Genomic DNA, 15,601 nt, shown 5'->3' with positions numbered 1-15,601 from the left:
ATGTATCGAATTACCCTTGCAGCCCTGCTGCTCCTGCCCGGTCTGTTGGCTGGCTGCAGCGCGATTTCGCCTTTTTCGACGTTGACCAAGTTGGACCTGGTGCTGACCGCCAGCGAACAGGTCAACCCTGACTTGCACGGTCGACCGTCTCCAGTGGTGGTCCACCTGATTGAATTGCGCCATGGCGTGGCCTTCGAGAATGCCGACTTCTTCAGCCTGTATGGCCATGCTGAGCAGGTGCTGGCGAAAGACTGGGTGAGCAGTGAGGAAGTTGAACTGCGCCCCGGTGACCGCCTGGCGCTCAAACTCAGGGTCGGGCCTGACAGTCGCTTCGTGGGGGTGCTCGCGGCTTATCGAGACTTGCCCCATGTACGCTGGCGGATGCTGGTGCCTGTCACCGCCCAGAAAGTGACACGGGCCGAGCTGGTGCTGGACCAGGCCGGCATTCGGGTGGCCGGCCATTTGCCTGACCTGGAGATGCGCTGATATGCCTATTCATAAAATCGTCTGGCAGGAAGGCATGTTGTTGCGCCCACAGCACTTGCAGCACAACGACCGTTATTACCACCAGCAACTTGACCAGACGCGCCTGCTGGGCAGTGACGCCTGGGGTTTCCTGACGCTGGACCTCAACGTGCAGTACCTGAACCTGGGCAAGCTGGTGGTCAACCAGGCCAGCGGCGTCTTGCCGGACGGCAGCCTGTTTGAGTTGAGCGCAGCCATGGAACCCTTGGTATTGCAGGTGCCGCCGAATACGGAACAGCAAGGGATTTACTTGGCGCTGCCCCTGGCGACCGGCAATCAGGTCGAAGTGCGCCAACCGCAGCACAGCGATGTCCTGGCGCGTTACCTGAGCTGTGAAGTGGAAGTGGGGGATAGCAACGTGGGGGTGGATTCGCGTTGCCAGGTGCACTGCGCACGCCCCGATTTGCGTCTGCTGCTGGGCGAGCGCCAGAGCGACCAGCGCTTTGTCAAACTCAAGATTGCGCAGGTGCTCAATTCCAGCGCTGAGGGAGGCCTGAGCCTGGATACGGACTTCCTCCCGTCGTTCATTTTTGTGCAGGCACATGGCTATGTGGCGTCGTGTCTCAAGGAAGTGATCGGCCTGCTTGCCAGCCGAGGCGACGCCATTGCGGCGCGGATCCGCGCCGGAGGCACCGGCGCTGGCGCGCAAATCGGTGACTTGTTGATGCTGCAAGTGATCAATCGCACAGAGCTGGAACTGCGTCACCGCCTGAGCCAGCCCCAGGTGCGTCCTGAGGCGGTGTTCCGCGCGTTGGTGTCGATGCTTGGCGAGTTATCAACCTTCGCCAACGACAGCAAGCGTGCGCAACTGGATGTGCAATACCGGCATGGTGACCAGGGCGCGAGTTTTCGCGGGCTGATGGAGCCCGTGCGAGCGGTGTTGTCGATGGTGCTGGAACAGCATGCTGTCGAATTGACCCTGCAGCAACGCCAGTACGGCGTGCTGGTGTGCCCGGTGAGCGATTTGAAATTGCTCGGTGCGGCCACATTCATCCTGGCCGCCACGGCGCAGTGTGACGCAGAGGAACTGCGCCAGCGCCTGCCGGCTCATCTGAAGATTGGGCCGGTAGAGCGCATACGGGAGTTGGTCAACCTGCACCTTGCCGGGATCAAGGTCAAACCGCTGCCGGTGGCGCCGCGGCAGATTCCGTTTCATGCCGCCAAGACCTATTTCATGCTCGACATGAGTGCCCGCGATATCGCGCAGCTGGAGCAGTCCGGTGGTTTCGCTTTCCATGTGGGAGGTGAGTTCGTCGGGCTTGAACTCGATTTTTGGGCCATCAGGAACTGAATGCCATGGACAGCGACTACTCACAAGATGAAAAAACCGTCCTGCTCGACCGCGAGAGCCATGGGCCTGTACAGGGTCCGCTGACGGACTTCCCGTCGCCGCCACGCTACGAGCAACTTGAGGACCGCATGATCTACGCGGGCCATCTGCTTGACGCGCAGAGTTTCGACGCGGGGCTCAACCCGGTGGTCGCCGCAGCCGGAGAGTTATTGTCAGAAATTGTGCGGCTCAAAGTCAGCGCCGAGCGTGAAGACCTGGGCATGCTCAACGATCGGTTGTCATTGGCTGTGACTCAATTCGAAACCCGTGCCTTGCAGGGTGGTGTTGAAAACAACCAGCTCATGTCCGCGCGCTATGTGTTGTGCAGCGTGCTTGATGAGGCGGTCGTCACCACCCCGTGGGGCGCGCAGAGCGACTGGTCGAAGATGAGCTTGTTGAGCCGCTTCCATAACGAGACCTTCGGGGGCGAGAAGGTTTTCCAACTGCTGGAGCGACTGTCCCGTGATCCGCTCAAGCACCTGGCCATGCTCGAGCTGATGTACCTGTGCCTGTCCTTGGGTTTCGAAGGGAAATACCGGGTCATGGAGAGAGGTGTGTTGCAAGTCGAAGCCGTTCGCGATGCATTGTATCGGCAGATCAGACATGTGCGTGGGGATGCGCCGACAGGGCCCGTATTACCGACCCCCCTTGGGCAGGCGAGGCGCAGGCGGTTGTGGGTGATTCCGACCGCCTGGTGGGTGGCCTCCACTTTGGCCTGTCTGCTGGCGATGTATACGGGGTTCGCCTGGCTGCTGAGCCAGGAGCGCGCTGATGCGTTGCAACCCCTTCAATTTCTGGCGTCGGACCTGATCCGCACGCCCTTGTAAACGCTGGAGCAATCAATGAGCGCATTTTTCAAGGGCGTTGGCGCCGCGCTGGGTCGGGTTTGGGTCTGGAGCCTTCTGTTGGTGCTTTGCAGCGCTGTATCGGTGTGGTGTTTCGGGCCGCTGCTGGCGGTGGCCGACCACCGCTTCTGGCAAGGACCGACTGCCCGCCTGGCCAGCATCAGCGCGTTATTCCTGCTGTGGGGGTTGGCGATGGTGGTGGTCGGCGGACGACGGGCCGGTGGGCGCGAACGACCTGAACGCCTGGCGCCCCCTCAAGCCTTGAAATGGGTGGAGAACGAGCAGAAACACCTGCGCAGTCGGTTCAAGGACGCGCTCCAGGTGCTCAAGACTTCTCCCCGTTACGGGATGCATAACGCGCGCTGGCGCCATGATCTGCCCTGGTACCTGATGATCGGCCACCAGGGCAGTGGCAAGACGCAGCTGCTGGCAGCAGGCGGCTTGCAGTGGCCGCTCGATCACGCCGACACGCGGGCACAGGGCAACCACTGTGACTGGTACTTCGCCGATGCCGGCGTGCTGATCGATGCCCCTGGACGCTACCTGAGCCAACCCGACAGTGCCGTGGATGCAGCAGGGTGGGCGACGTTGCTGGACAGGCTCCGGTGGCGGCGCAGCGTGCGCCCGCTCAGTGGCGTGGTCGTGACGCTTTCGGTGGACGCCTTGCTGGCCACCACCGAGTACGACTTGGATCAGCATGCGCGGCATGTACAGTCGCGCATGCAGGATATCCAGCAGTCATTGCATGTGGACGTACCGATCTACCTGGTGCTGACTCAGGCTGACCGACTGCCGGGCTTCACCGAGTTTTTCGACGTGCCGCTCAGGGAAGCACCCGACGATGTGCTGGGCCAACCCCTCGATGGCAGCTGCGCGACTGACGTCACGCAGGTTCGCCAAGCCGTCGAGCAATTTTTGCGGCGTTTGAACGCTGAACTGATCAGTCGCCTGCACCAGGAGCGCAATGTCGAGCGCCGCGGCTTGATGCTTGAATTCCCGCAACAGGCTGCGCAGATAGGCGAGCGTATTTGCCTGTTCATTGAGTCGGCTTTTTCGGCACATCGCTACCAGCGCATCAACGGTCTGCGCGGTTTCTACCTGACCTGCGCCGGCGACAAGCACGCTCGTTTCGTCCAAGGCCTGTTCAGCCGGGTGATCTTTGCCGAGGCCGACCTTGCAGGTTTGCAGGCCCCGGAGCAGCAGCGTGTCCGGCGACGCCAGGGGCTGCTGGCAATGGCTGTGGCGCTGGTACTCGGCAGTGCCGCAGCGCTGTGGATGCACAGTTATTCCAGCAATCATCAACGACTGGCGCAAATGGCGGCGCTGACAACCGCCGTCTTGCCCGTCCCGCAGGGTCATGATGATGCGTCGTCGCTATTGCAACTGTTGGATGCGCGCCTGGCGGCAACCCAGGTTTTTCCTGCGTCGGCAGAGGTACGCCTGATTGATCGCGCCGGCTTGTACCAAGGTGAACCGAGCCGCCCATGGGTCGCCCAGGCTTATGATCAGGCGCTGCGACAGCACATGCTGGCGTGGATAACGGCCCAGCTCGAAGAGCAGGTGCATGCCAGCCTTGGAGACCGCGAGCAGTTGTTGGATCACCTGCGCGCATACCTGATGCTCAATGCGCGTGAGCGTCGCGATAACGGTTGGTTGGCGCAACACCTGACGAACCATTGGGCAGTACGTTTTGCCGCAGACATGTCGACCCGCAAACGCCTGGGCCAACACTTGGCGCGATTGCTTGAACGGCCATTCGTAACCCCCCTTGATGACAACCTTGTTGCCCAGGCGCGGGAAGCCCTGAGGGGGGAGTCATTGGCCGATGTGGTGTATCGGGTGCTGCGCGAGCAGGCACGCGACCTGGAGCCCTTGCGCCTGGCCGAAGGCAAGGTATTTGCTGCGCTCGACCCACCGATTCCCGGGTTCTATACCAGGCGCTATGTGCAGTTCCTTGATGCTCAAGGTCCGAGGCTGGTGAATGCCATTGCCCAGGACAACTGGGTGCTGGGGGAGGCCACCGATTTGGGCTCCGAGGATTTGCGCCGGCTGATGATCCAATTGCAGCAGCGTTACTTCGGTGAATATGCCGATGCCTGGAGTGCAGCGCTCGGCCGCGTCAGGCTGCGGCAAACCGACAACCTGCGCGAAGATGCCGAACAACTCACGGCCCTGACATCGGCCCAATCACCCCTGATCCTGCTATTGCAGCAACTGCGTGAAAACACTCGTCTGCTGCCGGGTCACGAACTGTTGGATCAGGTGGCCCAGCGCTCGGGTGAGCTTGGGGTGATAGCCAAGGCGGCGCTGGGGCAGGCGGGTCTTCCCGACGCCGGGCGACGAGCGTTGCAACGGCGTTTTGAACCCTTGCACCAGTTGCTGGACGAGCAGCAGGACCCCGGTGCGGCGCTGTCCCAGGCGTTGCGGCTGCTGGATGAGCTACACCTGCAACTGACGGCATTGAACCGCGATAGCGCACCGGAGCAGGCAGCGTTCCTGAGGGTGAAGGGGCGTATGGAGGGGCAGCAGGATGTGATAGGGAACCTGCGTGATGCTGCCGCGCGCTTGCCGTTGCCACTTGCGGGATGGTTTGAAGGGGTGGCCGATGTCAGTTGGCGGCATTTGTTGGAGCAGGCTTATATGCACGTCAACCAGCGTTACCAGAGCGAGGTTTATAGCCTGTACGCCAAGGCGATTCGCCAGCGATACCCATTCAATGCCCATGCGGCCAGCGAAGTTGCCCTTGAAGACTTTCAGGAGTTTTTCAAACCGAATGGGGTCATGGCACGCTTTTACGACGGGTATCTGCGGCCATTCGTCAGTGTCGACGGTGCCCGCTATCGGTTGCGTGGCCTGGATGGTCAGAGCTTGCCGGTGTCGCACTCGCTGCTGGATCAACTGATGAAGGCCCAGGTTATCCGCCGTAGCTTCTTCACCCCGGACCAAGGTGAACTGTCGGTTCGGTTTACCTTGGCGCCCTACAGCCTGGATCAGTCAGTCAGCCGGGCGATCCTGCGGTTTGGCGACCAGCAGTTGGAGTATCGCCACGGCCCGATCGTACCCATGGCGTTCCATTGGCCAACCGATGCAGACAATGGGCGCAGCAGCCTTGTCCTGGAGAGAGGGGTGGACCAGCGGCCACTGGGAATCGAGAAGAACGCAGGCGCATGGTCGTTGTTCCGCTTTTTGGATCTGCTGCAAAAAGAGCCCGCCAACGGGCGAAACACACAGATTTTCAAGGCGGACCTCGCCGGCCTGCGTGCCAATTACCTGCTGGCAAGCCAGCGTACACCTGGCCCGTTTGACATCGGCACCTGGCGCACTTTCCGACTGGCGCAGCAACTGTGAGCCAGGGGCCTGGTCGGTGGCGCAGTGCCGGGCGCACCCAGCGCGGGCAGGCGCGGTTGCGCAACGAGGACGCGTTCCTGGACTGCCCGCAACATGGCTGCTGGGCAGTGGCCGACGGGATGGGCGGGCATCGACATGGAGATGTCGCCAGCCGCTGGGTAGTCAGCAGCCTCGCTTCAGTGTCGGCCCGGGGCAACCTCGATCAACGCATCGACGCGGTCCGCAAGAGCTTGCAAAGCGTCAATCAGCGCTTGAGAAGTTGCCGAGCCGGGCCTGACGCAAGCGCTGATGTCACCATGGGCAGTACGGTGGTGGCCTTGTTGCTTGAGAACGGGCGTGCGGCCTGTCTCTGGGCGGGGGATAGTCGCTGCTATCTATGGCGTGGCCAGCGCCTTTACCAGTTGTCGAGGGACCATTCGCTGCTGCAAGGCCTCATGAACGAGGGGCAAGTCAGTGCGACCCAAGCCCGGGCTTACCCTGGCGCCCGGGCCCTGACCCGGGCCATTGGTGCACGTTCGCCACTGCATCTGGAGGTACTGGAGCTCAGTACCCGTCCAGGCGATGTGTTTTTGCTGTGCAGTGATGGCCTCTACCAGGCGCTCAGCCATGCAGACCTGGGCCGAGCGTTGCGCCTGGGCGCGCCGCAACAGGCGGTGGAACGGCTGTTTGCCGGGGCGTTGCGTGGGGCGGCACGGGATGACCTGACCGCTGTAGTGGTGCAGCCTTGAACCCGGCGGGCGAGCCGCCTCGTTTGCTGGGCGGGCGCTATCACCTTGAGTACGTACTGGGCAAAGGGGGGATGGGTGTGGTGTATCGTGCTCGTGACCTGTTGCACGAACAATTAGGCGAGGCGTGTTCGCCTGTGGCACTCAAGCTATTGGGCGAGCCTTTTGCCCAGTGCCCGGATGCACATGTATTGTTGTTCAGTGAATTCGCATTGGCGCGCAGCCTGCGGCACCCGCGTGTGGTGCGGATGTTTTCGTTCGAGGTCGATACCCAGAGCCAGATCGCGTTTTTCACCATGGAGTGGCTGCAAGGCGTGACCCTGGACCGGCTGCTCCTGGAGTGCCCCGATGGCTTGCCCTGGCGGGAGCTGCAACCCATGGCCCTGCAGTTGCTGGATGCCCTGGCCTACACCCATCAACAGAATGTGCTGCACGGCGATGTGAAGCCGGCCAATGTCATGGTGGGACAGGAGGGGGTGTGCTTGTTCGATTTTGGCCTGGGGTACGCACAAGCGCAGGTGGCGAGCCTGTCGAGCCTGAGCCGCAGCCGGTTCAATGCCTGGACGCCCGCTTATGCAGCGCCGGAGTTGCGCGAGGGCGGTGCGTTGAGCGCTGCCGCCGACGTGTATGGCGTGGCCTGCATCATCTACGAATTGGCCCATGGCAAGCGTCTTGGCAAGCACGCGCCGATGGATAGGTTGACCTGCCCGAGGCAACTGCCCAGGCGCTGCTGGTCGGCGTTGCGTGTGGCGCTGGCAACAGACCCGCAACAGCGAACTATCACGGTCGCCGAATTAGGCAAGGTGATGGGTTGCAAACAGCCGCGTTGGTATCTGTAGGGCGGGGGTCAAACCATCAAGTCATGCAACTGGCAGTATTCGACCCAGTCCATGCCAGCCATTTGTGCGACTTCTTTATGCACCTCGCGGCGTTGCGCCTCGAAGGCTTCGCTGGACTCGGCCGTCAGCTTGAGCGTCAGTTCCCAGGCGAACAGATGCTGTTGTTCAGCGTGTGCTTCGAAGGCTGCGTGCAGGCGTTCGGCGCGATATTGCGCCAGGGTCTCGCCCCTGGCCTGGGCCGCCAGGGGATTGAGGTTGTCCAGCTCACTGGCGATGTGGGGGTGTTCGCGCAGGAATCTGTCCAGTGCAAGCTGGTAAGTATCACTGGGTGTTGACAACGCTATGCACCTTGATTGGAAGGCCGGGTCTCGGCATCGGACGTATGGCTGCTGATCTGGCGCCGAGCACGTTTGCGCGCCCTGCGCTGCATCCAGTTCTGCAACGGCGTGAGCAGAAAGAACGTCAGGTAGGCGACCAGCACCAATGCCAAGTCTACCCAGGTCTCGGCAACGGGTCCGGTAAACAATTCGATGACGTTTTTGATCACGAACAGCAGCACCACGCTGCACAACCACAGCAGGATGGTGACAAATAAGGGACGCATGGTGCTTGGTCGCTTGTCTTGCATAGTAAGGCTCCTTTGTGCCTGTTGTCGTTCCAGGCTAGATTCCCTGAGCGCACTCCGCTGTTACGCAGGTTGTAACATCCTTTGACACGCAGAAAGGCGCGGATGATACCGACTCAGACAGCCTTAGGGGATGACTTAAGTCAGAAAGTTCGATAATTCATCAGAGAATTCGTGTAGTAACCCAGCAGATAGTGCCGAAAAAGCCTGAGAGCCGTGGGCAAAAGGCTTTCACTCCCACCGTCAGGACGTGTAGCGTTAGCGAGGGTTTCCGGCCCTGGTTTTCAGCGGCAGTAAGGTGACGGGCAGAGGATGGCTCATGGCACAAACGCTGTTCAGACTTTTCCTTACCCAGCGCCTGGCAGTCTTGGCCAGCGCCGAATCGTTGCGTGCGATTCGTGAAGGACTGCTATGGATCCTGCCTTGCCTGCTGGTATCCGCCGGTTTCCTGATCCTGTCCGAATGCGCCCGGGTGCTGGGATTCAGCCAGCAGGTGGTAGGGTTCCTGGCAGGGCTGCATAACCAGATCAATTCGGTGATTCCCCTGCTGGTCGCGGCCTCCATCGGTTACATGTTGGCGATCCAGCATCGCCTGCCACAGCTACCGGTCGCGTTCCTGTGCCTCGCCCATGTGGTGGTCGCCACCTTTGTGCTGCGCGAATACCCCAGGGCTTCGGCCACTTTCTTACTGTTTATAGCTATCGCCTCACCCTTGATCAATGTGCCCGCCATCGCCTGGCTGCACCGCTTTCGTTGGACGCGATTGGTCAACGAAGACCTGGTCGGGCATAACCTCAAGGGCACCATCAATATGGTGCTCCCCGGTGCGATCACGGCGCTGTCGTTGGTGGTGCTGCTGTCGTTGTTGCTGCTGATCCCTTATGTGGCGCAATTGCAGGGGCCCCAGGTGCTCGATGCATTGCAAGCGCCCTACGGCAGTGGGCTGTTTGTAACGCTGATGAATTCGCTGCTGTGGTTCTTCGGCATCCACGGCGTGTATGCCATGCAGCCGCTGTTCGACGTGCTGGACAAGGCCGTGGTGCTCAACGGCGCGGCGCAGGCCGCGGGGGAGCCAGTCCTGTACCTGCTCAACAGCGGCCTGCTGGGTAGTTTTGCGTTTATCGGCGGTTCCGGCGCCACATTGTGCCTGCTGCTGGCGATCCTGTTGTTTTCCAGGAGCCAGTCCATGCGGTTGCTGGCTATTGCCAGTTTGCCGCTGTCGTTATTCAACGTCAGCGAGGTGCTGTTGTTCGGTTTGCCGATCATTCTCAACCCGCGTTTGTTCATCCCCTTTTTGCTGGTGCCGGCGTTCAATACGGTGGTGGCGCTGGCGGCAGTGCAGTTGGGCTGGGTCTCACCGGCGGTGGCCAGCGTGCCATTTACCGCGCCGGTACTGCTCAATGCCTACCTCAGCACCCATGGTGATCTGGCGGCGGTGCTGCTGCAGCTGGCGCTGCTAGGTGTGGGCACGCTGGTGTATGCGCCCTACGTGCGGGCAATTCATCGCCAAACCGCCGAGGGTGGCACGGTTTACTTGAAGTCCCTGGACATGACCTTTCGCGGTCTCGAAGAAAAAGGCCGCCTGTTGGAGTTCGACCCGGTGCTGGCCTCCCACAGGACTTCGGCACGACAGGCCGTTGAGTTGAGCCGCATTCAGCAAATCAGCGATTACGAGTTCTACCTTGAGTTCCAACCCCAGGTATCCACCCTTACTGGCCTGTGCACCGGGTGCGAGGCGTTGATGCGTGCCCGGGACAGCCAAGGCACGGTGCATTCTCCCTGGGAGTTCCTGCAATGGCTGGCGCAGGCCAGGCTGATGCCGGATGTGGACGTGTGGGTGGCGTCCCAGGCTGTGCGCCAGTATCAGAAGTGGCAGAAGGGCGGTTTTCACTTGCCGATGACCATTAATATTTCCAGCGCCACCCTGAAGGACGCAGCCTATGGCGATCGGCTGGTGGATATTCTTGCCCAGGCCCATGGCTGGGTCTCGGTGGAGATCACTGAGGACGCGCTGGTCAGTGATATCCCGGCTACGCGCCAGACCATCGAGAAATTGCAGGCCATGGGTGCCAAGGTGTACCTCGATGATTTTGGCACTGGATTTTCTGCATTGAGTTACCTGCACCAGTTTCCCGTGGACTTCATCAAGATTGACCGCAGTTTTGTGATTGCCCAGCGCGACCCCAAGGGCGCCCAGGTGCTGACCGGCATGTTGCGTTTTTGCGAGGCCTTGAAGCTGGGGGTGGTGGTGGAGGGGGTGGAAACTGCCGAGCAGTTGGGCTTTCTGAGTACGGGGCCCGAGATGTTTATCCAAGGGTGGTATTTCAGCAAGGCTCTGCCGGGGGATCAATTGCCGGGGTTTGTGCGTGAGCGGGCGGCGTTGGCTTGATCCATATGTGGGATGGGCTTGCCCCCAATGGCGGCCTGACAGCCGACCAGAGTGTTGGATTAAGTACATATCCGTTATTTGGGCAACGGCCACTTAGGGTTCCGCTTTTACAGCGGGTCACTTTGGAAAAGAGCCCCAAAGTAACCAAAGGGCTCTTGCCCCACCACTCGGCACCTCGCTCAGGCTCGGTGTGCCCGTAATCCGACAGGGATTTGGGGGGCCGCCGCCACGCGCCATCCATGGCGCGGGGCGGCTAAACCGGCATCCCTGCCGGTTTACCCCCCAAATCCCTGTCGAATTCCGGCCAGCGTGGTTTGACGGGGCGCCTAAGATCAAGATCAAAAGCAGATCAAGATCAAGAGCGGCTCGCTGCGCATCGTGGTTACCATCGTGGTTACGTTCGGCTCCTACGCCGACTCATACCCGCGCCGCGTCCGCTCAATCTCTTCCACCAACCCGTCTATCCCTGCCAGGCGTGCCCGGTTGTCATGATCCCAAGGATGAAACCCCGGTTTGAAATAATGCAGCCACGGCCGCAGCATCCGCGGGAACACGCCCTTGGGCCCATACAAATACTTGACCATGCGCCACAGCCCCTTGAGCTTGCCACCCGAGGTGCGGTCGGCAATCAGCAGGCGTACGTGGAAATCCAGTACCACCAGCCAGAACATCAGGGTGGTGGTCAGCATGGTCCCGGTGCGCAGCAGATAGCGTGCAGGGCCGGGCGTGATGACGCGGTTCCAGACATCGAACGCCACGGCTTTATGTTCGGTTTCTTCCAGGGCATGCCAGTACCACATCTGCTGGTAGCCCTTGAGCGAGTCGCCAAAGCGCGACGGGTCGCTCAGCAGGATTTCCGCGAGCATCGCGGTGTAATGCTCAAGGGCAATGGTCACTGCCAGGTTGAACGCTGGCGGCAGGTGCTTTTTCTGCAGGTCGAGGAAGAATTTCAGGCGCCGGTCGAGGGTGTGCGCCGGCAGACCGGCCGCTTGCAGCAGGTCGTTGTAGGCCACATGTTCGCGGCTGTGCATGGCCTCTTGGCCGATAAAACCCTGGATTTCCTTTTTCAGTTCTGGATCGTCGATCTGCCCACGGTAGTGGCGCACGCTGTCCATGAAAAACAGCTCGCCCTGGGGAAACAACAGCGACAGGGCATTGAAGAAATGGCTGATGACCGGACCTTGTTCATGCCAGTCCTTGATGCGCTCGGCAGGCAAGGCAAAACGAATATCGCGACGGATCGGCAACATGGTGCGTCCTCCTGTTCAGAGACGAGGCTCGTCGTTGGTTTCAAATACCGGCCTGCGTGGCTTGGGCGCCATGCGCTTGCTGGCCAGCACCACCAGCGCTTGATAGGCCGACGGCAGGCACCGGGCGAGCAAGTCGAGAAAATAGGCGTCGCGGCCGATCAGCACGCGGCGCTTGTTTTTGCGCACGCCTTGCAGGATCACCTTGGCGGCCTGGTCGGCATCGGTAATGAACAGCTTTTCAAAATCGGCGCGGGCTTGTTGCTCGCTGTGGATGAGGAACCCGGTCATGTTCGCGTCGATGCGGCTGCTGCGGCAGATATCGGTGCGAATGCCGCCGGGGTGCACACAGGTGGCCGAGACGCCGCAGCGTTGCAGGTCGAGTTCCTGGCGCAGGGCTTCGGTAAAGCCGCGCACGGCAAACTTGGTGGCGTTGTAGCCGCTCATGCCGGGCTGGGCAAACAGGCCGAACACGCTGGAGGTGTTAACCACATGCCCGTCTCCGCTGGCCTTGAGGTAGGGCAGGAATGCCTTGGTGCCATGCACTACGCCCCAGAAATTGATGCCGACGATCCATTCCAGGTCGGCGTAATCCACGCCTTCCACGGTGCTCGACAGTGCCACCCCGGCATTATTGAAAACCAGGTTGACCTGGCCATGTTCGGCGGCACAACGGGCCGCCCAATCTTGCATGGCTTGGCGGTCGGAGACGTCCAGCACCTCGGTGGTGACGGCCACGGGCGCCAAGGTCGAAGTCCGGACCAGTGCCAGGGTCTGCTCCAGCCCCTGGCTGTTCTTGTCTGCCAAGGCCAAGTGGCAACCTTCCCGTGCCAGGGCCAAGGCCAGTGCGCGGCCCATGCCGGAGGCCGCACCGGTGATCGCCGCGACGCGGCCATTGAATGACTTCATGACAGGCTGCCTTCTGTGGCGGAGTGGGACGCGGGTAGCTGGCGCGGTGCGGCGGGCGTCGGCAGCGGGCTGGCGAGGTAGTCCTTGAGCGCAAAATGCCGGGTGACCTGCTTGAAGCGCCAGGTCGAGCCGGGCCACAGCGTGGTGTTCTTGCCGGTGCGTGGGTCCAGGTACCAGCTCTGGCAGCCGCCGGTGTTCCAGATCGTGCGCTTGAGCTTGTCCTGCAACTGACGGTTGTAGGCCTGCTCCACGGCGGGCTTGACCTCTAGCGTGGCGATGCGCTGGCGCTGCATTTGTCGCAATGCATCGAGGATGTAGCTGACCTGGGCCTCGATCATCAGGATCATCGAGTTGTGCCCCAGGCCGGTGTTGGGCCCGACGATCAGGAACAGGTTGGGATAGCCCGGCACGGTGGTGCCTTTGTAGGCATGGGCGCCGTCGCCCCAGGCGTCCATCAGGTCGATGCCGTCGCGGCCGATGATGCAGCCGCGGGGCAAGGGGTCGCTGGCCTGGAAACCTGTGCCGAAGATCAGGCAGTCAGCGGGATGCTTGATGCCGTCGGCGGTGATCACGCCGTCGGCTTCGATGCGCAGCACGCTATCGGTGACCACCTCGACATTGCTGCGCGAAAGGGCCGGGTAGTAGTCGTTGGAGATCAACACGCGCTTGCAGCCAATGGTGTAGTCCGGCGTCAGCGTCTTGCGCAGGGAAGGGCGCGCCACTTGTCTGCGCAGGTGACGCAGGGCGATTTTCTGCACCATCTTCATCAGCCGTGGGTGCAAGGCAAAACCCACCACCCGGCCTTCCAGCGCCCAGTAGAGAGCGCCGCGCACCAGCTTTTGGGTGAACGGCAGGTGCTTGAACAGCCAGCGCTCGAAGGTTGAAATCGGTCGGTCGGGCTTGGGCATGATCCACGGCGGTGTGCGCTGGAACAGGTCCAGGTGCGCCACTTGCGGCGCGATCTGCGGCACGAACTGAATGGCGCTGGCGCCGGTGCCGATCACCGCCACGCGTTTGCCTTTCAAGGCGTAGTCGTGGTCCCAGTGCTGGGAGTGGAAGCGCTTGCCCTTGAAGCTTTCCAGGCCCGGGATGTCCGGCATTGCCGGGCGCGACAAGCCGCCCATTCCCGATACCAGCACCCGTGCACTGACCTGGCGGCCATTGCTGAACGTCAGATGCCAGCGTTGCTGCTGCTCATCGAACACCGCACGTTGCAGGCCCATGCCGAAACGCAGGTAGGGCGCCAGCTCGAAGCGCGTGGCGCATTGTTCCAGGTAGGCGCGGATCTCAGGCTGCGCCGCGAACTGCCGCGTCCAGTCCGGGTTGGGCGCAAAGGAAAACGAATACACATGGGACTGCACATCACAGGCGCACCCTGGGTAATGGTTATCGCGCCACGTACCGCCGAGGGTCTCGGCCTGCTCAGCGATAAAGAAGTCGGTGAGCCCGGCTTCCTTAAGTTTGATCGCCATGCACAGGCCCGCGAAACCCGAGCCGATAATGGCGATGTCGATTGAATCACTGCGGGCATTCATAAAGGCTGCCTCATCCGTAGAACGCACTTGGGCATCGAATCTGCTCCTGTTTTTGTTTTGTCTTTTAGATAGAACACCATTGCAAAGGAAAATTGAATTATTTATTTTAAAAAAGATTTTAAATAATCTACCTGAAAAATTCGCCTACGCTAGGCCGCATGTGCGATTTGTCCGACGGGCGAGCACGCCATGCATGAAGTTTAGGTCCAGGGTGTGGACGATGGCTGAGGCCCTGATCAATTCCGGTCGGGTCGCCAGCCGCAGGGAAGCAGAGGACCGAGCTATGGCTGTCGAATGGGTAGTGGCTGCGGGTGTGCTGGTGGGCGCCAGCGCGGCGTTATGGGGCTTGAGTGCCTGGATGACGCGGCGCATTGAAGCGACCGTTCCGATCAACGGGCGCTTCGTCGAGGTACAGGGCGAGCGCTTTCATTATGTCGAAGAGGGCAAGGGCCCGCCGCTGGTAATGATCCACGGGCTGATGGGCAGCAGTCGCAACCTGACGTATGCCTTGTCCGGCCAACTGCGTGAACATTTTCGCGTGATTACTCTCGACCGCCCAGGGTCGGGCTATTCCACCCGGCACCGTGGCACGGCGGCAGACCTGCCGGCCCAGGCCCGACAAATTGCCGCCTTTATCAACACACTCGACTTGGGTAAGCCGCTGGTCCTGGGGCATTCCCTGGGCGGCGCGATTGCCTTGGCGCTGGCCCTTGACCATCCCCACGCGGTGTCCGGGTTGGTGCTGGTGGCGCCCTTGACCCATCCCCAACGCATGCTGCCGCTGGTGTTCCTGTCTTTGGCGGTCCGTCCGGCCTGGTTGCGCCGCTGGATGGCTCACACCCTGACCATGCCCGTTGGGCTGCTGACCAAGGACGCGGTGGTCAAGGGTGTATTCGCCCCCGATGCTGCGCCGCCGGACTTCGCCACCCGTGGCGGCGGGTTGCTGGGCATGCGCCCCGACAACTTCTACGCCGCCTCCACCGAGATCAACCGCGTCAACGATCACCTGCCGGACATGGTCAAGCGCTACCCGCAGCTGACCCTGCCTATCGGGCTGATCTATGGCGCGCAAGACAAGGTGCTCGACTTCCAGAAACACGGCCAGGCCCTTGCGAGCAAGGTGCCAGGGTTGAAAATGCAGGTGGTGGAAGGCCGTGGACACATGTTGCCGATCACCGCGACGCAGCGAGTGGCGGCGCTGGTAGAGCAGGTTGCCAAGCGTGCTCGGCCCGGCGAAAACGTCAGGCAGCTGCACCCACCCGTAGCCCTGGCGAGCAAATAAGT

General features: G+C 61.4%; 13 protein-coding genes. 8 read left to right on the top strand and 5 right to left on the bottom strand.

Translation table 11 applies throughout. The features are described from left to right. From tssJ to TU73_RS24270, 6 genes are read left to right on the top strand one after another with little or no spacing between them, the layout of a single operon-like run. Positions 1–486, top strand: coding sequence for a type VI secretion system lipoprotein TssJ (gene tssJ, locus TU73_RS24295; protein ID WP_057014330.1), 486 nt, complete (start codon positions 1–3; stop codon positions 484–486). Position 487: 1 nt separating this feature from the next. After that, positions 488–1,816 carry a type VI secretion system baseplate subunit TssK gene (gene tssK / locus TU73_RS24290; RefSeq protein WP_057014329.1) on the top strand — a complete coding sequence of 443 codons (1,329 nt, stop codon included), beginning with the start codon at positions 488–490 and terminating at the stop codon, positions 1,814–1,816. A gap of 5 nt (positions 1,817–1,821) precedes the next feature. Next, positions 1,822–2,682, top strand: coding sequence for a type IVB secretion system protein IcmH/DotU (icmH, locus tag TU73_RS24285; RefSeq protein WP_057014328.1), 861 nt, complete (start codon positions 1,822–1,824; stop codon positions 2,680–2,682). Positions 2,683–2,697: 15 nt separating this feature from the next. Next, positions 2,698–6,048, top strand: coding sequence for a type VI secretion system membrane subunit TssM (gene tssM / locus TU73_RS24280; protein WP_057014327.1), 3,351 nt, complete (start codon positions 2,698–2,700; stop codon positions 6,046–6,048). Next, complete coding sequence (locus TU73_RS24275; protein WP_057014326.1) at positions 6,045–6,776, top strand: PP2C family protein-serine/threonine phosphatase; 732 nt, start codon at positions 6,045–6,047, stop codon at positions 6,774–6,776. The genes tssM and TU73_RS24275 overlap by 4 nt, the downstream gene beginning before the upstream one ends. After that, positions 6,773–7,612 (top strand): serine/threonine-protein kinase, encoded by an 840-nt coding sequence (locus TU73_RS24270; RefSeq protein WP_057014325.1) that lies wholly within the window; start codon positions 6,773–6,775, stop codon positions 7,610–7,612. Before TU73_RS24275 ends, TU73_RS24270 begins: the two co-directional genes overlap by 4 nt. An 8-nt stretch (positions 7,613–7,620) precedes the next feature. Here the strand turns inward: TU73_RS24270 and TU73_RS24265 are convergent, their stop codons facing one another. Continuing rightward, positions 7,621–7,950, bottom strand: a complete 330-nt coding sequence (locus TU73_RS24265; RefSeq protein ID WP_057014324.1) for a DUF6388 family protein — start codon at positions 7,948–7,950, stop codon at positions 7,621–7,623. A gap of 2 nt (positions 7,951–7,952) precedes the next feature. Next, on the bottom strand, positions 7,953–8,240 hold the full coding sequence (locus TU73_RS24260; RefSeq protein ID WP_057014323.1) for a hypothetical protein: 288 nt from the start codon (positions 8,238–8,240) through the stop codon (positions 7,953–7,955). Between the two features lie 316 nt (positions 8,241–8,556). Here TU73_RS24260 and TU73_RS24255 point away from each other — a divergent pair, with 316 nt between their 5' ends. After that, complete coding sequence (locus TU73_RS24255; protein WP_057014322.1) at positions 8,557–10,626, top strand: EAL domain-containing protein; 2,070 nt, start codon at positions 8,557–8,559, stop codon at positions 10,624–10,626. Positions 10,627–11,033: 407 nt separating this feature from the next. Here the strand turns inward: TU73_RS24255 and TU73_RS24250 are convergent, their stop codons facing one another. The 3 genes from TU73_RS24250 to TU73_RS24240 are packed head-to-tail and all read right to left on the bottom strand — an operon-like array spanning position 11,034 to position 14,317. Then, positions 11,034–11,876 (bottom strand): metal-dependent hydrolase, encoded by an 843-nt coding sequence (locus TU73_RS24250; RefSeq protein WP_057014321.1) that lies wholly within the window; start codon positions 11,874–11,876, stop codon positions 11,034–11,036. Between the two features lie 15 nt (positions 11,877–11,891). Continuing rightward, positions 11,892–12,782: an SDR family NAD(P)-dependent oxidoreductase gene (locus tag TU73_RS24245; protein ID WP_057014320.1), complete on the bottom strand. Its 891-nt coding sequence runs from the start codon at positions 12,780–12,782 to the stop codon at positions 11,892–11,894. Then, on the bottom strand, positions 12,779–14,317 hold the full coding sequence (locus TU73_RS24240; RefSeq protein ID WP_057014319.1) for a flavin-containing monooxygenase: 1,539 nt from the start codon (positions 14,315–14,317) through the stop codon (positions 12,779–12,781). The genes TU73_RS24245 and TU73_RS24240 overlap by 4 nt, the downstream gene beginning before the upstream one ends. A 283-nt stretch (positions 14,318–14,600) precedes the next feature. Between TU73_RS24240 and TU73_RS24235 the strand changes: the two genes are divergently transcribed. Then, positions 14,601–15,599 (top strand): alpha/beta fold hydrolase, encoded by a 999-nt coding sequence (locus TU73_RS24235; protein WP_057014318.1) that lies wholly within the window; start codon positions 14,601–14,603, stop codon positions 15,597–15,599. Positions 15,600–15,601: the final 2 nt, after the last annotated feature.

The sequence above is a fragment of the Pseudomonas libanensis genome (genome assembly GCF_001439685.1).
Taxonomy (GTDB): Bacteria; Pseudomonadota; Gammaproteobacteria; order Pseudomonadales; family Pseudomonadaceae; genus Aquipseudomonas; species Aquipseudomonas libanensis.
Note: the sequence above shows the minus strand (reverse complement) of the source record. Positions and strands in the feature narration are given on the sequence as shown.